At 74.1% G+C, this 20,192-nt stretch carries 18 protein-coding genes; 11 read left to right on the forward strand and 7 right to left on the reverse strand.

Annotation, left to right across the window (positions count from 1 at the left end; all coding sequences use genetic code 11):
• Nucleotides 1-16: 16 nt before the first annotated feature.
• Nucleotides 17-1,042, reverse strand: coding sequence for a M36 family metallopeptidase (locus ABD332_RS57525; RefSeq protein ID WP_344515229.1), 1,026 nt, complete (start codon nt 1,040-1,042; stop codon nt 17-19).
• A 31-nt stretch (nt 1,043-1,073) separates the two neighbouring features.
• Complete coding sequence (locus ABD332_RS57530) at nt 1,074-2,243, reverse strand: diguanylate cyclase domain-containing protein (protein ID WP_344515231.1); 1,170 nt, start codon at nt 2,241-2,243, stop codon at nt 1,074-1,076.
• Between the two features lie 88 nt (nt 2,244-2,331).
• Between ABD332_RS57530 and ABD332_RS57535 the strand changes: the two genes are divergently transcribed.
• From ABD332_RS57535 to ABD332_RS57555, 5 genes are read left to right on the forward strand one after another with little or no spacing between them, the layout of a single operon-like run.
• On the forward strand, nt 2,332-3,717 hold the full coding sequence (locus tag ABD332_RS57535) for an extracellular solute-binding protein (RefSeq protein ID WP_344515233.1): 1,386 nt from the start codon (nt 2,332-2,334) through the stop codon (nt 3,715-3,717).
• Between the two features lie 31 nt (nt 3,718-3,748).
• Complete coding sequence (locus ABD332_RS57540) at nt 3,749-4,120, forward strand: hypothetical protein (RefSeq protein WP_344515235.1); 372 nt, start codon at nt 3,749-3,751, stop codon at nt 4,118-4,120.
• Nucleotides 4,121-4,146: 26 nt separating this feature from the next.
• Nucleotides 4,147-6,327 (forward strand): bifunctional polysaccharide deacetylase/glycosyltransferase family 2 protein, encoded by a 2,181-nt coding sequence (locus ABD332_RS57545; RefSeq protein ID WP_344515237.1) that lies wholly within the window; start codon nt 4,147-4,149, stop codon nt 6,325-6,327.
• Complete coding sequence (locus ABD332_RS57550; RefSeq protein ID WP_344515239.1) at nt 6,324-7,244, forward strand: RNA polymerase sigma factor; 921 nt, start codon at nt 6,324-6,326, stop codon at nt 7,242-7,244. The genes ABD332_RS57545 and ABD332_RS57550 overlap by 4 nt, the downstream gene beginning before the upstream one ends.
• Nucleotides 7,245-7,246: 2 nt before the next feature.
• A complete protein-coding gene (locus ABD332_RS57555; protein WP_344515241.1) occupies nt 7,247-8,056 on the forward strand; it encodes a hypothetical protein in 810 nt (269 codons plus the stop codon).
• Here the strand turns inward: ABD332_RS57555 and ABD332_RS57560 are convergent.
• Entirely contained in the window at nt 8,053-8,502 is a 450-nt protein-coding gene (locus ABD332_RS57560) for a MarR family winged helix-turn-helix transcriptional regulator (protein ID WP_344515243.1), read from the reverse strand. The two genes, ABD332_RS57555 and ABD332_RS57560, sit on opposite strands and share 4 nt — an antisense overlap.
• A 62-nt stretch (nt 8,503-8,564) precedes the next feature.
• On the opposite strand from ABD332_RS57560, the gene ABD332_RS57565 reads away from it, so the two are divergent.
• The 5 genes from ABD332_RS57565 to ABD332_RS57585 all read left to right on the forward strand — a co-directional run bounded on the left by ABD332_RS57565 (nt 8,565) and on the right by ABD332_RS57585 (nt 11,981).
• On the forward strand, nt 8,565-9,131 hold the full coding sequence (locus ABD332_RS57565; RefSeq protein ID WP_344515245.1) for a hypothetical protein: 567 nt from the start codon (nt 8,565-8,567) through the stop codon (nt 9,129-9,131).
• A gap of 36 nt (nt 9,132-9,167) precedes the next feature.
• Nucleotides 9,168-9,806 (forward strand): sugar O-acetyltransferase, encoded by a 639-nt coding sequence (locus ABD332_RS57570; protein ID WP_344515247.1) that lies wholly within the window; start codon nt 9,168-9,170, stop codon nt 9,804-9,806.
• Between the two features lies 1 nt (nt 9,807).
• Entirely contained in the window at nt 9,808-10,392 is a 585-nt protein-coding gene (locus ABD332_RS57575; protein WP_344515249.1) for a TetR/AcrR family transcriptional regulator, read from the forward strand.
• Entirely contained in the window at nt 10,389-11,630 is a 1,242-nt protein-coding gene (locus ABD332_RS57580) for an MFS transporter (protein WP_344515251.1), read from the forward strand. The genes ABD332_RS57575 and ABD332_RS57580 overlap by 4 nt, the downstream gene beginning before the upstream one ends.
• 72 nt (nt 11,631-11,702) lie before the next feature.
• A complete protein-coding gene (locus tag ABD332_RS57585) occupies nt 11,703-11,981 on the forward strand; it encodes a GlsB/YeaQ/YmgE family stress response membrane protein (RefSeq protein WP_344515253.1) in 279 nt (92 codons plus the stop codon).
• Nucleotides 11,982-12,288: 307 nt separating this feature from the next.
• Here ABD332_RS57585 and ABD332_RS57590 read toward each other — a convergent pair whose 3' ends face one another.
• Entirely contained in the window at nt 12,289-14,661 is a 2,373-nt protein-coding gene (locus tag ABD332_RS57590; protein WP_344515255.1) for an ABC transporter permease, read from the reverse strand.
• Complete coding sequence (locus tag ABD332_RS57595) at nt 14,658-15,356, reverse strand: ABC transporter ATP-binding protein (protein WP_344515257.1); 699 nt, start codon at nt 15,354-15,356, stop codon at nt 14,658-14,660. Before ABD332_RS57595 ends, ABD332_RS57590 begins: the two co-directional genes overlap by 4 nt.
• 68 nt (nt 15,357-15,424) lie before the next feature.
• On the opposite strand from ABD332_RS57595, the gene ABD332_RS57600 reads away from it, so the two are divergent.
• A complete protein-coding gene (locus tag ABD332_RS57600) occupies nt 15,425-18,097 on the forward strand; it encodes a LuxR C-terminal-related transcriptional regulator (protein WP_344515258.1) in 2,673 nt (890 codons plus the stop codon).
• 24 nt (nt 18,098-18,121) lie between these two features.
• Here the strand turns inward: ABD332_RS57600 and ABD332_RS57605 are convergent, their stop codons facing one another.
• Together ABD332_RS57605 and ABD332_RS57610 are read right to left on the reverse strand one after the other, a co-directional pair.
• Entirely contained in the window at nt 18,122-19,747 is a 1,626-nt protein-coding gene (locus tag ABD332_RS57605) for a beta-1,3-glucanase family protein (protein ID WP_344515260.1), read from the reverse strand.
• A gap of 156 nt (nt 19,748-19,903) precedes the next feature.
• Nucleotides 19,904-20,192: flagellin (locus tag ABD332_RS57610; protein WP_344515262.1), on the reverse strand; the 289-nt coding region annotated here is incomplete at its 5' end.

The following is a 20,192-nucleotide window of genomic DNA, read 5'->3' on the forward strand; positions in this document are numbered from 1 at the left end:
CGGGACATGAAACCCCCTACAACAGTCCGCGCGCGACGAACGCGGCCCGGGTCGCCTTGGCGGCCTGGGTGCCGTAGAGGCGTTGCGCCGCGTCCACGGTGGCCTGGGCCGCCGCCGCGAACGTGGTGTCGACCGCGAAGGCGAACTGCGCCTCCACGATCAAGGTGCTGGCCCGGGTGTCACCGAGCGCCACCCGGATGTCCCACAGGGCGCGGGACCAGATCTCGCCGTCGGCGTGGACCTCGCCGACGACGCTCTCCGGGTAGTGCTTGGTGCCGTCGAGCCGGCGCAGGCAGTGCGGCACGGTGCTGGTGTAGGAGACGGAGTCCCAGTCCGCCACGCACGCCTCCGGGGTGCGGGCCGGCGCCCCGGTCGCCCAGCTGGTGACCGCCACGGCCAGGTAGTCGCCGAACGCCTCACCGATCGCGCCCGACTCCAGGGTCGTGCCGAAGCCGGGCACCTGGCCGTCCTGCACCGAGTGGCCGTACTCGTGCACGATGACCTCGGCGTCCTCCGCGTCGTCGACCCCGCCCTTGCCGAGGGTGATGTTGGCCTTGTCGTCGCGGAAGAACGAGTTGTCGCCGCCGTACTGGTCGATGCGGACCTCGATCCGGCGCTGGTTGACCGGCCTGAGCGCCGAGCCGAAGCCCAGATGCTGCAGGTACCGCTGCGCGGTGGTCACCCAGTGGTAGGCCATCACCTGCTCGAACTGGTCGGCGTCGCGATGCCAGGCGGGGAACGCGCCGTCGACGGCGAGGGCCGCCTTGCCGGTGGAGCTCTTCACGACCACGTACCGGCCGGACAGCTTGCCGGTGCCGTCGAGGTCGGTGAGCGTGACCTGACGGTAGGCCGGTGCGAACGCCGGGCTGTCGGCGTCCTTCGCATCGACCAGGCTCTGCAGTCCGAGGGCCTGCACCGGGTTGGGGAAGAACACGGTCGCGGTCGCCGATTCGCCGGTCGGCGTGGCGTGCGCCGGTCCGGCCGCCCCGACGGACACGACCGTGGCAACCGCCGCGGTCAGTGCGAGGATCCTTTCCTTCATGCGCGAAGGAGCGGAGGTGGCGCCGCGCGCGTTACCGGACGGCCTGGTGGACCAGCCGGACGGCCGGCTCCTTGTAGACGGCGAAGCCGCCCTTGGTGCCCTGCTTCACCTGATACATCGCCATGTCGGCGTCGCGGAGCAGCTCGCCGCCGTCGCGGCCGCCGCCGCTGATCGCGACGCCCACGCTGGCGCCGACGCGGACCTCGGTGCCGGCGATCTCGAACGGCTCGCCGACGGTGGCGACGATGCGCTCGGCGACGCGGACCGCGACGCTCGCGTCGCCGCCGGCGATGACGATCGCGAACTCGTCGCCGCCGAGGCGGACCACGGTGTCGTCGCCGCGGACCGCGGCGAGCAGCCGGCCGGCGACGCCGATGAGGAGGTCGTCGCCCGCGGCGTGGCCGAGCTGGTCGTTGACGGGCTTGAAGTTGTCCAGGTCGACCAGGAGCAGCGCCTGGTCGGCGCAGTCGCCGCCCTCCAGCAGCTCGGTGAGCATGCGGCGGTTCGGCAGGCCGGTCAGCGGGTCGTGGGACGCCTGGTGGCGGATCAGCGCCTCGTGCTCGGCGAGCGTGTCGAGGGCGATCTGCTGCTGCTCCAGCATCTCCTCGTTGGCCTTGGTGGTGAGGCGGTGCTCGCGCTCGAAGCGGTAGAGCAGCCAGCCGATCGCGGTGACGGCGAGGGTCATGGCGACGGCGAGCGACAGGTCGGCGACGGTGTTGGCCAGCGCGGCGGCGTCGGCCGCCTGCTGCTCGAGGCTGCGCAGCTGGGCGTTCAGCCGGCCGAACTGCGGCTCGGTCTGCCGCTTCTCCAGCGCCCGCGCCTCGGCGATCTTGCCGACGCCGAGCATGCCGAGCTCGGTGTCCAGCACGGCGTGGTACGCGCTGACGCTGTCCTCCAGCCGCTGCACCGTGGCGGCGTCGAGGTCGCCGAGCGCTTCGACGATGTCGCGCTCGCGGCTGCGGATCTCGCCGAGCTCGCGGGCGACCGTCACGGGCGTGTTGCGGTCGGCGACGGTCTTCCACTGCAGCGAGCTCTCCTCGTGCAGCAGCATGTTGAGCTCGCTGAGGCGCGACCGGGTGGCCTCCTGGGACTGGCTCCTGCCGTGCAGGTACACGTTGGCGAACGTGACCCCGCCGAGCAGCACGATCGCGAGCGCCAGCACCCGCGGCCAGCGCCACCCGAGCTTCCCGACCTTCCGCATGGCATGGCTATCGGCACGCACGCGCCGACCTTCGAGTTTTGTGCCGGAGATTCTTCAGTACCCGGGGCTTCGGGACGATTGGCCCTTCATGAGGGGCTCCCCAGTGCAACGCAGCCTGAGCCGGCGCCGGCTGATCATGTCCGCGGCGGCCGCCGCCGCGACGCTCCTGCCCGCCGCGGCGTGCGCGAAGAAGAACGGCGAGGGCGCCGGTGGCATCGGGTACGCCGCCGACCGGCCACCCGTCACGATCGAGTTCTGGTACATGCCGTACGGCGGGCCGGTACAGGACCAGGCGGTCATCACCGAGACCGAGGAGTTCCACAAGGCGCACCCCAACATCACGGTCAAGGCGGTCCGGGTGCCGTGGGACGAGGCGCTGACCCGGCTCAGCACGGCGTCGACCAGCGGCGAGGGCCCCGACGTGACGGTGCTGGGCACCACCTGGGTGGCCGGCTTCAGCTCGATCGGCGCACTGCGCCCGTACAGCATCGAGGAGATCGCGGCGGTCGGCGGCGAGGACGTCTTCGCCAAGGCGAGCTGGAGCTCCAGCCACCTGATCACGTCGCAGGAGATCACGGCGCTGCCGTGGCTGATCGACATCCGGGCCCTGTTCTACCGCACGGACGTGCTGCGCAAGCTCGGCCTGGACCCGAAGGAGGCGTTCGCGACCTGGGACTCCTTCGAGGAGACCCTGCAGAAGATCAAGGCGTCCGACGCCGGGGTCGCACCGCTCGCCATCGGCCTGCAGAACAACTTCGGCATCATCCACAACGTGGCCCCGTTCATCTGGGGCGCCGGCGGTGACCTGATCAAGGACGACGGCACGAAGTCGATGCTCGCCGAGCCCGCCGCGGTCGACGGCGTCACGTACTACCAGCGGCTCATCGGGCTCTACGACGACCCGAAGGCGATGGCGCTGTCCTCCAGCGACGTGCCGCGCGCGTTCGCCGAAGGTACCGGCGCCATCACCATCGACAACTCCCAGTCGGTCGCCGAGTTCGCCTCCGACCCCTCCCGCGCCGGCCTGAAGGCGGGCTGGTCGACGGCGCCGATGCCGGCCGGGAAGGCGGGCCGCTTCGGCTTCCTGGGCGGCTCCAACCTGGGCATCCTCAAGGAGGCGAAGCATCCCGAGGCGGCGTTCGAGTTCGTCCGGTACCTGACGGGCAAGGCGAGCCAGCAGCGCTACAGCGTCAACTCGGGGCTGTGGCCGGCCCGCACCGAGGCGATCGAGGGCACCAGGCTGGCGACCGAGCCGGAGTACGCCGCGTTCCGGGAGATGATCCCGCACGGCAAGATGTACCCGTCGGTCTCGGCCTGGATCATCGTCGAGTCGGTGATCGCGAAGGACCTGCGGGAGCTGTGGAGCGCGCCCGGGGCCCTGGGCCGCGGTCAGGTCCAGGCGATCATGACCAGGACGACCGCGGACATCGATGAAGCGCTGCGCGACCCGACGAACACGGGGATCACGCCGTAACGCTTTCGGGGGTCCCGCCGCTCCTTCTCCCGTGGATGTGGTCGACCCGGTCTTCGTGGACCGCACCGGCCGGCGCCGGAGGCTCTTCACGATCCTCGGGGCCGGCCTCGGTGTGCTGCTCGCGGCCGGTTGCGCGCTGCTGATCGCCGGGCTGCTGGGCGCCTCGCCGGTGCCGCTGCCCGGTCTGCCGGAGAACGGCCAGATCGGTCGCCACCAGGACGGTCTCGGGACGGCGCCGACCTCCGGCGCGCCCGCCCGGCCCGCCGCGAAGCCCACCTCGGCACGCCCCGCCGCCGCGCCCGTGACCGGTGGCGGCGCGTCACCCAGCCCGTCGGCGAACGAGCCGCACGACAACCGGAAGACGGCGCACCCCGGCAATCCGCGACCGAGCCGGACGAAATAGCGGTGGCCCGGCACACATCCCACCGGGTGCGCAGGGCGCCCCGGGCGCACTGGCTGCTGCTCCTGCTCGTCATGGCGGTCCTGCTCGCCGAGCTGTGCCTCGACGGCTGGGTGCGGGGCGTGCCCGGCGCCTCGCCCTCGGCGGCCCCCGGCGAGCTGGGACCGGTGCTGCAGGTCCAGGCGGACGGCACCGTGCGCTCCGCCGGGATGCCGGCCGGCGCGGTCGCGCTCACGTTCGACGACGGGCCCGACCCGCGGTGGACGCCGCTGATCCTCGACGCGCTGCGCCGCCACCACGCGCGGGCCACGTTCTTCGTGGTCGGCTCGCGGGTCAACCAGCACCCGGACCTGGTGCGGCGCATCGTCGCCGAAGGGCACGAGCTCGGCGTGCACACCTTCACCCACGCCGACCTCGCCGCGCTGCCCGCCTGGCGGCAGCGGCTCGAGCTCGACCTCACCCGCACCGCGATCGCCGCCGCGACCGGGCGGACCGTGCGGCTGCTGCGGCCGCCGTACCTGTCGGTGCCGGAGCGGCTGCCCGCCGGGTTCCTCACCGTCATGACCGACCGCGACACGCAGGACTGGCAGCGGCCTGGGGTGGACGCCATCGTCGCCGCGGCCGCGCCGGGTGGTGTCGTGCTGCTGCACGACGGCGGCGGCGACCGCACGCAGACCGTGGCGGCGGTCGAGCGGATCGCCGCCACCCCCGGGCGGCGGTTCGTCACGGTCTCCGAGGGGCTCGGCCTGCCGCCGGACGCGGCCGCCGGCACCGGCGACGTCGCCCGCGGCCACGCGCTGCGCTGGGCGCAGACCGCCGGCGGCTGGATCAGCGCCGCGATGTGGTGGCTGATCGTCGCCGCCACCGTCCTCGCCCTGATCAGGCTCGCCGTCCAGGTGGCCATCGCCCGCCGGCACGCGCGCCGCGCCGTCGCGGGGCGGCTGCGGTCCTTCGGCCTGGTGTCGGTCGTCGTGCCGGCCTACAACGAGGCGGCGAACATCGCCGCGACGGTCCGCTCGCTGATCGGCAACGACTACCCCGCGCTCGAGGTCGTCGTCGTCGACGACGGCTCCACCGACGACACCGCTGACGTGGTGCGCCGTCTCGCGCTTCCGGGGGTCCGCCTGATCCGCCAGGCCAACGCCGGGAAGCCCGCCGCCCTCAACACCGGCGTCGCGGCCGCTCGCGGGGAGCTGCTGGTGCTGGTCGACGGCGACACCGTGTTCGAGCCCGACGCGATCGGCCGGCTCGTCCAGCCGTTCGCCGACCCGTCCGTCGGCGCGGTCAGCGGCAACACGAAGGTCGCCAACCGGGGCGGGCTGCTCGGCCGGTGGCAGCACCTGGAGTACGTGGTCGGCTTCAACCTCGACCGGCGCATGTTCGACCTCGGCGAGTGCATGCCGACCATCCCGGGCGCGATCGGCGCGTTCCGCCGGGCGGCGCTGCTGGACACCGACGGGGTGCCCGCGGACACCCTCGCGGAGGACACCGACCTGACGATGGCCATCCTGCGCGCCGGGTGGCGGGTCGTGTACGCGGACCGCGCCATCGCCTGGACCGAGGCGCCGTCGTCGCTGCGGCAGCTGTGGCGGCAGCGGTACCGGTGGTGCTACGGCACGATGCAGGCGGCCTGGAAGCACCGCCGGGCCGTCGGCGAGCGCGGCCACCTGGGCCGGCGCGGCCTGGTCTACCTGGCGGTCTTCCAGATGCTCCTGCCGCTGACCGCACCACTGATCGACGTCTACGCCGTCTACAGCCTCCTCTTCCTGCCCTGGGCCCAGGTGGCCGCGGTGTGGTGCGGCTTCACCGCCCTGCAGGTCCTGGCCGCCGGTTACGCGCTCCGGCTCGACCGCGAGTCCCTGGGGCCGTTGTGGACGGTGCCGCTGCAGCAGGTGGTGTACCGCCAGCTGCTCTACCTGGTCGTCATCCAGTCGGCCGTCGCCGCGCTGCTCGGCGGCCGGCAGCGCTGGCAGGCATCGGTCCGCACCGGCCTCGCCGCGGCCGCCGTCACCCCGCACGGGCCCGGGCTCCCGGGCGCCCTCGAACCGCACCAGGCGCCGACGGTGGACCCGGACCGGGCATCGCACTCGACCCATTCCTCGACCCATTCCTCGACCCATTCCATGGACCTGCCCGCGCCACAGGGCTTCGAGCCGTGGGTGGCGCGCGACGGCCGGGCGTGGCCGTCGGATCTGTCGGGCCGGCCGTGACCGCCTTGGCCGGTACCCACCCGACGCCGTACTCCAACGGCTGCCCCGCGCGCTCGTCGGCGGGCGGCGACGCCAGGACGCCCGCACGCGCCGACGCCAAGCCTCCGGCGGGCGCCGACGCCGGCACGTTCGCGCGCGGCGACGCACGGTCGCCGGCCGGCGGCGACGCCGGGACGTCCCCGCGCACCGACGCCAAGCCCCCGGCGGGCGCCGACGCCGGCACGCCGGCGGTTGACGCCGGCGATGCCGGCACGTTCGCGCGCGGCGACGCCGGGATGCCCGCGGACGGCGACACCGGGATGTCGCCGGTCGAGCTGGCGCTGGGCGAGACCACGCTCGACGACCGCCTCGAAGTGGCCCTGGCCGGGGCGATCGGCGGCGACGCCGCGGCGTTCGCGGAGCTGTGGCGGGCGCTGCAGCCGCTGGTGCTGCGGTACCTGCGGGTCGTCTGCGGCGACGCCGCCGAGGACGTGGCGTCGGAGACGTGGCTGCAGGCGTCGCGGGACCTGCGGCGGTTCAGCGGCGGCACGACCGCGTTCCGGGTGTGGCTCTTCCGGATCGCCCGCAACCGCGGCATCGACGAGAACCGGCGCGCGTGGCGGCGCCGCGAGGAGCCGCACCAGACCGTGCACGAGGTCCGCGAGGCGGCCGGCGAGATCGTCCGCGACGTGGCCCTGGACGCCGGCGACCGGTCCGGCACCGAATGGGCGCTGCGGATGATCCGCACCCTGCCCCCCGACCAGGCGGAGTCGGTGATGCTGCGCGTCGTGGCCGGTCTCGACGTCGCCGGCACCGCCAAGGTCCTGGGCAAGCGCCCCGGCGCGGTCCGGGTCGCGACGATGCGAGGGCTGCGCCGGCTGGCCGAACACCCCGAAGTCCAGGCGCACCGCGGCACAGATCCGCGGGAAGGCGGCTGATCATGCCCGAGACACCGATCCACGACGCGCTGACCCCTGACGCGCCGGCACCCGACGGCCTGGCCCTGGACGGCCTGACGCCCGACGTCGCCGAGCGCCTGCTCGACCTGTGTGAGCCGGCCGCCGGGCGGCACGCGGGCGTCGCCGCGCTGCTCGTCGCCGCCGCGGGGCCGGCCCTGCCCGCCGAGCTGACCAGCGAGGACGACACCGTGCGGGAGTTCCGCCGGGCGTACCGCCGCAGCTGGCGCCGGCGGCGCAACGCCCTCATCGCGTGCGCCGTCGCGGCGGTCGTGTCGCTGGGCGGCACCGCGTACGCGGCGAGCGGCGCGCCCCTGCCGGATCCGGTGCGGCGCACCGTCGAGTCGCTGTTCGGCGACGACGAGGGCAGCGCGCCGGCCACCTCGCCGCACGCCCCGCCGCCCGGGTCGCCGGCCGCCGCACCGGCGCCGTCGCGGTCGCCGTCACCGCAGGCGAGCTTGTCGGGCGCCACCCGGATCGAGGAGCTCTGCCGCGCGTGGGAGGCGAGCCGCGCCAACCCGCAGGCCCCGCCGGTCAGCGGCGAGGACCGCCGCACCCTCGCCCAGGCGGCGAAGGGCGCGACCGGGATCAACGACTTCTGCCGGGGCGTCCTCGCCCCGGCGCCCGCGCCCACCACCCCGACACCCGCGCCCACCGCCCCGGCGGCCTCCCGCCCGGGCGAAGAAGGCGCGAATGTCGAGCCCTCCGCAGTGGAGGCCTCCCGCCCGGGCACCGTCAAGCCCAGCACCGTCAAGCCCAGCCGCACCCACCCGGTCAAGCAGTCCGGCCGCTAACGCCGCGCCGCGTCCAGGGTGGCGCGGACCTCCGCGAGGAGGTCGACGAGCCGGCGCAGCCGCTCGTCGTCGAGCCCGGCGAAGGCGACCGTCGCGTCGGGGTGCATGGCGCGCATGGCCTGCCCGATCAGCTCGCCGCCGAGCGCGGTGAGCGCGACCGAGCGCCGGCGGGCGTCGCCGGGTGCCGCCTCCATCGTCACCGCGCCCCGGTCGACCAGCGTCTTGAGGGTCTTCGAGACGGCGGGCTGGTTGACCTCCATCGCGGCCGCGATGTCGCCGACCGAGCCCGGTCCGGCGTTGGCGAGGTGGATCAGGACCGCGGTGTGGGTCATGGTCAGCCCGAGCGGGCGGAGCGCCCGGTTGAGCCGCGTCTCGGCGAGCTGGTGCGCGATCGACAGCTCGCGCATCGCCCGCCCTTGCAGCTCAGCGCGCGTCTGAGGGGTCATGCGGCAAATATATTCCATGGAACACTTGACGTCACCCCACCGCTCTCCGCAAGATACATTCCATGGAATTCATTGAGCGTGCGCAGCGCGCGAAGCTCCCCGTCCTGGCCGGCGCCACCGTGGCGGGCTTCGTCGCCCAGCGGGTCACCCAGACGGTCCTCGACGGCTTCTACGCCCGGTCCGGCTACCCGGTGCCCTACTACGTCGGCCAGCTGTCGTTCAGCGCCGGCAAGCTCTCCGGCTGGTACACGGCGATGCGGGACGCGGGCACCCTCGGCGTCTACTGGCAGACCCAGTTCATGGACTTCGCCTTCGTCGCCGCCACGGCGCTGTTCTTCACGGCCGCCCTCGCGCTGGTCGCCCGCGCGTTCCCGGCCGGCAGCCGCGGCCGGCGGGTCGCCACCGCCGCCGTGGCGCTGGGCCTGTTCGCCCCGCTGTGCGACGCGGTGGAGAACCTGCTCTCCTTCGTCATGCTGCCCGACCCCGCCACGGTGAACCCGGTCGTCGCGGTCCTCTACTCGACCGCCGCGGCGCTGAAGTTCGCCGGGTTCTTCGCGGTGTACCTGTGGATCCCCGCCGCCCTGGTCGCCGCGCTGATCAGCCGGCGGCGCAGCGTGGTGGACGCGTAGTGTACAGATGTACATAGCGAGTGTACGGTTGTACACATGACCGAGAGGACCATGCGGGAGCGGATGCTCGCCGGGGAGCTGTACCGCGCCGAGGACCCGCAGCTGGCGGCCGACGACGCCCGCGCGCAGGCGCTCACCCACAGGTTCAACACGATGGACCCCACCGATCACGAGGGCCTGCGGGCGGTGCTGACCGAGCTGCTCGGCGGCTTCGGCGAGGGTGCCTACGTGCGGCCGCCGCTGCGCTGCGACTACGGGTATCAGACGACGTTCGGCGCCCGCGCGTTCGCCAACTGGGGCCTGGTCTGCAACGACGTCGCGACGATCACGATCGGCGACGACGTGCAGATGGGGCCCGGGGTGCAGCTGCTGACCTCCACCCACCCGCTGGAGCCGGGCCCGCGCCGCGACAAGTGGGAGGCGGCGAAGCCGATCGTCATCGGCGACAACGTCTGGCTCGGCGGCGGCGTCATCGTCTGCCCCGGCGTCACGATCGGCGCCGACACCGTCGTCGGCGCCGGCTCCGTGGTGGTCCGGGACCTCCCCGCGGGCGTCCTCGCGGTCGGCAACCCGGCCCGGATCGTCCGCCACCTCACCGACGCACCGGCCCCGGCGGCCGCCCCGGCCACCCCGGCGACCACGCCCGCGCCGATGGCAACGCCCGGCCCGGCCTGAGTTGGCGGCGGGGACACGGCGGCACGACCCGAACCGGAAGGACCGCATCGTCGACGCCGCGATCGCGGTGATCGCCGAGCACGGCGTCGCGGGCACCACCCACCGGCTCATCGCGGCGGCGGCGGACGTGCCGCTGGGGTCGCTGACGTACCACTTCAGCAGCCTCGACGACCTGCGGGCGCAGGCCTTCCGGCGGCACGCCGAGCGGATGTCGGTCGTCTACGAGTCGCACTTCCTGCACGTACACACGCATGAAGCGCTGGTCGAGGCGGTCACCGACCTGATCCACGGCGACGCCGGCGCCGACACCGCCGACTGGGCCATCGCCTACGAGCTCTACCTGGCCGCGCTGCGCGACCCCGAGCTGCGCACCATCACCGAGACCTGGATGCGCACCAGCCGCGCGGTCCTCGAGCGCTTCGTCGACCCGACCACCGCCCGGGGCGTCGACGCCCTGATCGAGGGCCTGGTCATGCACAAGACCCTGTCCACGGCACCCGTCTCACGCGAGGAGATCCGCGTGATCGTGGCCCGGGTCCTGCACCAACCCGCACAAGACCCACAGATCAACGGAGACCCGCGATGACCCTGACCGCCGGGCCGGCGCTCACCACCGACCGATCACTGCGCGCCGCGACCCGCGCCGTCTACGCCGCCTTCATCTGGTCCGGGTTCGCGATGGCGAGCTGGGCCACCCGCATCCCGCAGATCCGCGACGAGCTGCGCCTCGGCCCGTCGCAGCTCGGCCTGGTCCTCGTCGCCATCGCGGTCGGGTCGATCATCTCGCTCGTCCTGTCGGGCCACATCGTCGCCCGCCTCGGCTCCCGCGCCACGGTCGCGGCGATGGCGGTCCTGCTCGCCGTCGGCCTGACCGTCGTCGCGGCCGGGTACCACCTCGGCGTGCCGCCGGTCGTGCTCGGCCTGTTCGCGTTCGGCTTCGCCAACGGGGCCTGGGACGTGGCGATGAACGTCCAGGGCGCTCTCGTCGAGCGCCGCCTCGGCCGGGCGATCATGCCGCGCTTCCACGCCGGGTACAGCGTCGGCACCGTCGCCGGCGCCCTGCTCGGCACCGCGATGGTGGCGCTGAAGGTGCCGGTCACCGCCCACCTGATCGCCGTCGCCGTCCTGGCCGGCGCCAGCACGTTCGTCATGGTCCGCACGTTCCTGCCCGACGACGCGCCCGCGTCCGCGGAAGGCGGCACCGCGGAGAAGAAGGGTGGGCTGCTGGAGTTCTGGACCGAGCCGCGCACCCTGCTCGTCGGCGTCTTCGTGCTGGCGTTCGCGTTCACCGAGGGCGCGGGCATCGACTGGATCGCCGTGGCCGTCATCGACGGGTACGACACCCCGGCCGCCGTCGGCACGCTCGCGTTCACGGTGTTCCTGACCGCGATGACCGCCGGCCGCTGGTTCGGCCCGGCGCTGTTGGACCGCTTCGGCCGCGTCCCCGTCGTGCGGGCGCTCGCCGTGATCGCCCTGGCCGGCCTGGCGCTGTTCATCTTCGGCCCCAACACCCCGACCGCGTACGCCGGTGCGCTCCTGTGGGGCACCGGCGCCTCGCTCGGCTTCCCGGTCGCGATGAGCGCCGCCTCCGACGACCCGGCCCGGGCCGCGGGGCGGGTCAGCGTGGTGGCCTCGATCGGCTACTGCGCGTTCCTCGGCGGCCCGCCCCTGATCGGGGTGCTCGGCGACCACATGTCGGTCCTCCGGGCACTCATCGCGATCCCTGTCCTGCTGACCGTCGCCTTCCTGCTGGCGGGCGCGATCCGCCCGCTGCCGGAGTCGCCGGAGACCCCGGAGACCTCGGAGACCTCGGCGCGTGTTTGATCGCATCGGTGATCGGGCACCCCTGAACCAGCGGCACATCGACGCCGCTGCGTCGGGAAACGAGGAGGAACAGTGACCGTCACCGGAATCATCACCGCGCTGATCGTCGGTCTGATCGTGGGCGCGCTCGGCAGGCTGGTGGTCCCTGGCCGCCAGAACATCCCGATCTGGCTCACGATGGTCATCGGCGTCGTCGCCGCTCTGATCGGCACCTTCATCGCCAACGCCGTCGGTATCGCGACCGACACGCCTGGTGTGGACTGGGGCGAGCTCCTGGTCCAGGTGATCGTGGCCGCCATCGGTGTCGCGCTGGTCGCCGGCTTCGCCGGCCGGGGCCACCGAGCCCTCTGACCGCGTCTCTCGAGCGACCCCCGGCCATCCCCGGCCGGGGGTCGCTCGCTGTCTGCACAGCGTTGTCCACAGGGCCTGAGCAGGCAAACCACCTTCGTACACATGTGCTATCCACAGCCTGTGGATGGAACGTGTGTACGAAGAACCCGATCGGCTGAACGTCCGATGAACGGGCGGCGACATCGCGATGGACCAGCCTCCGATCGTCCACGGAGGACGTCATCCGGTTGGCACTGGCGGATGCGCCGCGGGCGGCCTATCCTTGGATGCAGTAGACCGGCGCCTTCCCCCGTGGGTGCCGGTCTCACTATTTCTCCAGGACTTCCTGTCGGCTCCTCCGGGGCTTCCTGTCAGTGGCTCTGTCAGTGGCTCCCACCAGCGCCGCAGTGACCGCGATCAGCGCCGTCCCCCCGGTCAGGGCGCCCAGGGTCGCCCACGGCACGCTCACCGTCACCGCCCCGGCGACGCCCAGCAGCGTCGTCCACAGGCCGGCCACCGCGACCACCGCGACGACCACCCCGAGCAGGACCCCCAGCGCGACCGTGACCAGCGTCTCGACCGCCGTCCACGCCAGGACCTGCCGCCGGCTGGCCCCCAGCAGGCCCAGCGACCGCCGCTCCCCCGCCCGGTCCGGCGCCGCCATCAGCAGCGTGTTGACCATCGCCAGGGTGGTGTACGCGAGCACGATCCCGAGCACCACCAGCAGCCCGAGCCGGCTCGCCGACCCCTGGCCCTGGCGCGCGGCCGCCAGCCACGCCTCGCGCGTGACCGCCCGGGCCCGGTGCCCGTCGGCGGCGGCCCGCAGCGCCGCGGTCGCGGCGGCCGGGTCGGTGCCGGGGCGCAGCCGCACGTACGCGACCGACGGCAGCGTCCCGGCGGACGCCGGCAGGTAGGCGTCGACCGCGCTGCCCGGCGGCAGCACCTCCAGCACCCGCAGGCGCGCCTCGCTGCCGTCGGCGAGCCACAGCCGGGCCGTGTCGCCGGCGCGCAGCCCCCAGTCGCCGGCGACCTTGATCCCGCCGGCGGGCACGTCGTCGGCCTCCGCCGCGTCGCGCCGGACCAGCGCGGTGTCGCCTTCCAGGGTGTACACGGTGGTCTCGGCGCTGAAGGTGACGTCGACGCCGGGGACGCCGCGCAGCCCCGCGACGAGTTCCCGGTCCAAGCCGTGACCGTCGGGCAGGACCAGGAAGTCGGCGTGCGCGGGCCTGGCGCGCAGCACGTTCTTCGCCTCGTCGGTGAGGTCGGACGCGATGAGCAGCGACGCCGCCAGCCCGACGGTGACGAGGACGGGCGCCGCGACCGCCGCCGTCCGGCGCGCCGAGGCCGTCACGTTGCGCACCGCCAGCAGCAGGCCCGTGCCCCGCGGGGCGGCGCCGCCGAGGCGGCGGGCGACGACGGCGACGAGCGCCGGGGCGAGCAGGCCCGCGGCGACGATCAGCAGCATCACGACCGGCATGTAGCTCTTGCGGTTGGTCGCGGACGCCGGGTCGTCGATCGCCGTCATCGCCATCGTGACCAGCGCGGTGCCGAGGGTCAGGACGCCGGCGACCCAGCGGGCGGGCGGCATGGTCCGGGACTCCACGACCGTCTCGCGCAGCGCCTCGCCGGGGCGGACCCGGCCGGCCCGCCACGCCGCGGTGACCGCGCCGAGCAGCGCCACGGTGACGCCGGTGCCGAAGGCGGTCCACATGGGCCACCGGGCCGGGCTGATCGTGTGCACCCAGCCGGGCGCCATGCCGCGCTCGCGCAGCAGATCCAGCAGTGCCGGGGCCAGCGCGGGACCGGCGAGGGCGCCGATCGCGGCGGCGACGAGCGCGACCGCCAGGGCTTCCCAGTACACCAGCCGCCGCACCTGACCGGGGAGCGCTCCGCCGGCCCGCAGCAGGGCGAACTCCTGCCGCCGCTGCCCGACGGCGAAGGCGAACGTCGAGGCCACGACGAAGATCGCGACGAACGCGGCGAACCCCAGCGCGATGCCCACGATCGTGTTGGCGTTGTTGCGGGCCCGGGCGTCGGCGGTGCGGCCGGGGTCGAGGCGGGCGCGGTCGTCGCCGGTGAGCACCCTGGCCCGGTCGCCGACCGCAGCCCGGACCCGCTCGCCGTCGCCGTCGACGACGACGGCGTCGACCTGCGGCCGCAGCTGTGCGGCGGTGGCGTCGGTGAAGAACAGTCCTTCCTTGACGGTGCCGCTCACGGTGTACGAGCGGATCCCGTCACCGGTCACGATCCGGATCCGCGCGCCGACCGGTGCGCCCGAGGTGGCGACCTCGTCGGCGGCGGCGGGCGGGCGGCCCGACTGCAGCGCGGGCGCGAGCGCCCACGGCCGGGCGATCCCGGAATAGGCGCCTGCACCGGGCGGCCCGTCGGCGAACTGCGCGGGGATGATCCGGTCGACCCGCCCGGCCGGCAGCGCCGCCACCACGTCCGCGGGCAGGCCGGGCGAGACGGCGAGGGGCTGGCTCTCGCCGCCGCGCCAGGTCGGCACGGTCAGCGTGTCGTGCGGCGCGACCACGACCGGGTAGGCCGCGTACCGCTGCGGCGCCCGGTCCGGGGCGGTGGCGGTGGTGGCGAGGACCTGCCCCATGGCGGCGATGAGGGCGCTGCCGAACGCGAGCGCGAGGAACGTCCCCACGAACGACCGCCACCGCAGCCGCAGCCCCGCGAGCGCGATGCCGATCATGCGGCGGCCATCATCTCGATGACCGCGGACGCGGTGGGGGCGGACAGGGAGCCGGAGAGGCGGCCGTCGGTCAGGAACAGCACGCGGTCGGCGTACGCGGCGGCGGCCGGGTCGTGGGTGACCATGACGATCGTCTGGTGGTGCTCGTCGACGAGGTCGCGCAGCAGCCGCAGCACGTCGCGGCCCGTGTTGGTGTCCAGCGCGCCGGTCGGCTCGTCGGCGAAGAGGACCGCCGGGCGGGTGACGAGGGCCCGAGCGATCGCGACCCGCTGCTGCTGCCCGCCGGACAGCTGCTGCGGCCGGTGCCCGGCGCGGTCGGCGAGGCCGACGGCGGCGAGGGCCCGGTCGACCGTGGCGCGGTCCGGGCGGCGGCCGGCGAGGCGCATCGGGAGGCCGACGTTCTGCCGGGCGGTGAGCGCGGGCAGCAGGTTGAAGGCCTGGAACACGAAGCCGATCCGCTCGCGGCGCAGCAGCGTGAGGCGGCGCTCGCTGAGGCCGGTGAGGTCCTGACCGGCGACCGTGATCCGGCCGGCGTCGGGCCGGTCGAGTCCGGCGGCGCACTGCAGCAGCGTCGACTTGCCGGAGCCGGACGGCCCCATCACCGCCGTGAACGTGCCCCGCGCGAACGCGACCGTGACCGCGTCCAGCGCGGTGTTCTTTCCGTACCGCCTGGTGACGGCCTCGAGCTCAACCATGCCGCCGACCGTACGAGCGGCGGGCGTGGTCGCGGTACCGGACAGGTGACCAGTACCCTCGAATGATCATGCTGTGGGGGCGGGACGTCGATCGGGCCGCGACCGGCGCGGTGCTCGACCGGGCCCGCACCGGGCACAGCGCCGTCCTCGTCGTCCGCGGCGACCCGGGCATCGGCAAGAGCTCCCTGCTCGACGACGCGGCCGCCGGCGCCGCGGGGATGACGGTCCTGCGCTGCGCCGGGGTGGAGACCGAGGCCGAGGTCCCGTTCGCGTCGCTGCACCAGCTGCTGGCGCCGGCGCTCGCCTCCTCGTCGCAGCTGCCGGACGTGCAGGCCGCCGCGCTGCGCGGGGCCCTCGGGCTCGGCCCGGCCGCCGGCGGCGACCAGCTGCTCGTCGGGGCCGCGGTGCTGACGCTGCTGGCCGAGCTGGCCGAGGAGCGCCCGGTGCTGTGCCTGGTCGACGACGCGCAGTGGCTGGACGGCTCCTCCGCGCAGGCGCTGCGGTTCGTGGCGCGCCGGTTGCAGGCCGAGTCCGTGGCGATGCTCTTCGCCGCGCGGGACGAGTTCGCCCCGGAGGGCCTGCCGGAGCACCGGCTCGCCGGGCTGGACCCGGAGACCGCGGACGCCCTGCTGCGGCGCATCCGGCCGGACCTGCCGCCGCGGATCCGGATGCGGCTGGTGCGCGACAGCGCCGGCAACCCGCTGGCGCTGCGGGAGCTGCCGCGCGGGGCGCCGCCGTTCGTGCCGGCGCTGCTGCCGCGCCGGATCCAGGAGGCGTTCGCGGCGCGGATCGACCGGCTGCCGCCCGACGGCCGGGCGATGCTGCTGATCGCCGCCGCCTCGCCCGACGAGGGCCTCGGGGTCGTGCTGCGGGCGGCGGAGCTGCTCGGCGTGGCACCGTCCGGCCTGGGCGCGGCCGAGGAGGCGGGCCTGGTGACGGTCGCCGCCGGGCGGATCGCGTTCACCCATCCGCTGCTGCGGGCCGCCGCGTATCAGCAGACCACGTTCGACCGGCGGCTGGCCGTACACCGGACGCTGGCGCAGACACTTCCCGCCGACGACGACCGCCGGGCCTGGCACCTGGCCGCCGCCGCGACCGGGCCGGACGAGGAGGCGGCGCTCGCCCTGGAACGCGCCGCCGAGCGGGCCCTCGGCCGCAAGGGCTACCCCGCCGCGGCGGCGGCGTTGCAGCGCTCCGCCGAGCTGACCGCCGCTCCCGGCGAACGGACCCGGCGGCTGGTCGCGGCGGCGGTCGCCGCGAACGACGCCGGCCAGCCCGACCTGACCCGCCGGTTCCTGGCGTCCTGCGACCCGGTCGACGACGACCCGGTGCTCACCGCCCGGGTGTGCGAGCTGCGGGCGCGGCTGGCGTTCGACGAGGGGTCGGCGGCGTCCGCGCACGACCTGCTGGTCGCGGGGGCGTCGGCGCTGGCGCCGGTGGACCGCCGGGCCGCCGGGCTCCTGCTGGTCGACGCGGCGCGCAACGCGTGGCAGCTCAGCGACCCGCCGCGGGTGCGCGAGGCGGCGCGGCGGCTGGACGACCTCGGCCTGCGACCCTCCGACGGCCTCGGCCCGGCGGTGGCGGCGGTGACGGCGGCGGCGCGGCTCCTGCTCGAGGGTCCGGCGGCGGGTGTACCGGCGATGCGGGCCCTCACCAGCACCAGGACCGGCCCGCCGAACCTGCGGCTCAACGCGGCGTTCGTGGCCGGTCTCGTCGGCGACTTCGAGGCCGGCCGGGCGATCTCGCAGGGCGTCGCCGACGAGTCGCGGGCCGAGGGTTCGATCGGCTGGCTGCCCCTCGCCCACGTGACGCTGGCGGCGTCGGAGCTGTACCTGGGCCGCTTCCGGGACGCGGTCGCCACCGCCGCCGAAGGGCTGCGGCTCGCCACCGACACCGGCCAGCCGAACCGGGCCGGCTACCTGGAAGGGATCCTCGCCTGGATCGCCGCGGTCAGCGGCTCCACCGACCGCTGTGCCGAGCTGGCGGCGCGCTGCCACGACCGGTACGCCGGCAACCACATCGCCAATGGGCTCGCCTGGGCGGAGTGGGCCCTCGCCCTGCTGGACCTGGGGCAGGGACGGCAGGCGGAGGCGTCGGACCGGCTCGAGGCGGCCCTGGCCGGCCCGGTCCGCCACCAGATCCAGGCCGTCTACAGCGCACCGGACCAGGTCGAGGCGGCGGTGCGGATCGGCGCGTTCGACCGGGCCGAGGCGGCCTGCGCGCGCTTCGCCGACTGGGCCGCCGCGGCGCGCCTCGACTGGGCCGACGCGGTCGCGCACCGCTGCCACGCCCTGCTCGAGCCGTCCTGGCCCGACGCGAGCCGGCACTTCGAGGCCGCGGTCGCGCTCGGCGGCCACCCGTGGGAGGCGGCCCGCACCCACCTCGCCTACGGCGAACGGCTGCGCCGGGAACGCCGCAAGACCGAGGCCCGCGCCCAGCTACGGACCGCGGCGGAGGTCTTCGACCGTCTCGGCGCCGTCCCGTGGGCGGAGCGGGCCCGCGCCGAGCTGCGAGCTTCCGGTTTTCAGCTCGCGGTGTCGCCGCCGGCCAGCGCCGGGGCCGCCTTGTCCCCGCAGGAGCTCCAGATCGTCAGGCTCGTCGCGGCCGGCCTGACCAACCGGGAGATCGGCGCCCAGCTCTTCCTCTCCCCGAAGACCATCAGCTACCACCTGTACCGCGCCTTCCCGAAGCTCGGCGTGGCCAGCCGCACGCAACTGGCCCGCCTCGACCTGTCCGGCTGAGGCGGGCCACTGCTCACGGCGTGGTCAGACTTTGTGCCACTTCTGGTTGGCGCCGCCGGTGCACTCCCACAGGTGCAGGACGGCGTCGTTGTCCGGGTTCCAGCCGGCGATGTCCACGCACTTGTTGGCCTGGGGGTTGACCAGGTCGCCGGCGGCGGACAGGACGAACTGCTGGGCGGCGTTGCCGCTGCAGTTGGCGATCTGGATCGCGGCGCCGTTGTCCTTCGAGCCCCAGGCGACGTCCATGCACTTGTTGTTCTCGGTGCGCAGGGTGCCGTTGACCCAGGTCCAGCGCTGGTTGGTGCCGCCGGTGCAGTTCCAGACGATCAGGCGCTGGCCGTCGTTGAAGTTCCAGTTCGGCACGTCGATGCACTTGCCGTGCCAGTTGCTGGCGATCCCGCTGACGTTGCCCGCCGGGGGCTGCGTGGTGCCGCCGCCGGTGGGCGGCGGGGTGGTGCCGCCGACGAACGGGCTCAGGGTGATGCCGGCGGACCGCGGGTCGCCGGAGTGCACCAGCGACTCCTGGTTCTGCACGTCGTCGAAGGCGAACCCGTACGCCTTCCCGTCGGCCATGTTCGCGTGGATGATCCGCGAGTAGTGGTTGGTCAGCGAGCTCTTGTAGAAGTCCGCCGCCCCGCCGCCGGGCTGGGTGTCGATGGTGCCGAGCGTGCCGCGGTGCAGCGCCGCGCAGAGCGTGCGGGCGATCGGGCCGACGACCTGGTCGTTGGGGGCGCCGAGCGTGCCGTCGCAGCCCCAGACGTTGCTCGTGCTGGGCTTGTTGAACGACGCGACCCGCTGGCCCGAGCCGTTGGTGAAGTTCATGACGTTGCCGCTGGTCCGGCCGAAGTACTTGACGCCCGGCTGGTCGGTGAAGGGCACCACCGTCAGGGTCTTGGACGTGTACGCGTTCCAGGCGTTGGTGATGTACGGGTCGAGGTACGTCGCGCTGAACAGCCCGGCGTCGGCCGCCTTGCCCGGGGCGAGGACGCGCAGCACGGTGCCGTCGGCACGGGTGACGACGGTGTTGCCCCAGCCGGACTGGGCCTTGATCTGGTTGATGACGTTCTGCCGGCCGTTGGCGACGGGCGCGCCGGTCCTGGTCGTGACGCCGTTGCTGCCGGTGACGCTGACCTCGTGCGGCACGGCGAACATGTCGACCTGCGAGCTGTTGAGCCACAGCCCGGCGTCGTTGTAGGTGAACTCGCTCCAGTCGAACAGGATGTCGTGGTTGGGGTCGCCGGCGGCCCACGGCGCCGGCTGGACGAGCCCGTCGGGGGTGAGGAAGAACTTCAGCTTCTGGCCCAGAGACATGTACACCCGGCCGGACATGTTCTTCGGCAGCTGGATCGTGGTGCTGCCGCCGTTGCCGGGGCCGGCGATCGCGACGTCCGGCGCCGGGGAGGGCGGGTTGGACCCGCCGGCCCAGTTGGTGAACGTGCCGCCGGCGTTGGCGTAGCCGAGGCGGCCGGTGGTGAGGTTGACACCGATGACGTAGAGGTAGACCGCGTCGCCGCGGCCCGTGGTGTTCTTGACCGTGAAGGGCAGCAGGTTGGGTCCGAGCGCCGACGCCGACGGCATCGCCGCGATGCCGACCGGCACCGCCACGGCGAGCGCGGCGAGCGCACCGAGCACCTTTGTCCTGAAACGCACCGAGAGACTCCTTCGTGAGAGCGCTCTCAGCAGCCTTTGTTACCGGTGGGGAACGTGTCAACAGAGATCGACAGAATCCACCGTCACCGAATCGAAACTTAAGAAACCGTTGAGCGGAGCCCAACGTAGGTCGGGCTCCGCTCACGGTCTGTTGATTTATCGGAGCAGCGACAGGACGTTCTGCGGCGCCTGGTTTGCCTGGGCCAGCATGCTCGTCCCGGCCTGGGTCAGGATCTGCGAGCGGGTGAAGGACACCATCTCCGAGGCCATGTCCGTGTCGCGGATGCGGGACTCGGACGCCGACAGGTTCTCCACCGCGGTGTTGAGGTTGTTGATGGTGTGCTCGAACCGGTTCTGGTACGCACCGAGCGTGGCCCGCGCGGTCGAGATGCCCTTGATCGCGGTGTCGATCGCGGTGATGGCGGCCGAGGCGCCGGTCACCAGG

It is taken from the genome of Dactylosporangium maewongense (genome assembly GCF_039531485.1).
Taxonomy (GTDB): Bacteria; Actinomycetota; Actinomycetes; order Mycobacteriales; family Micromonosporaceae; genus Dactylosporangium; species Dactylosporangium maewongense.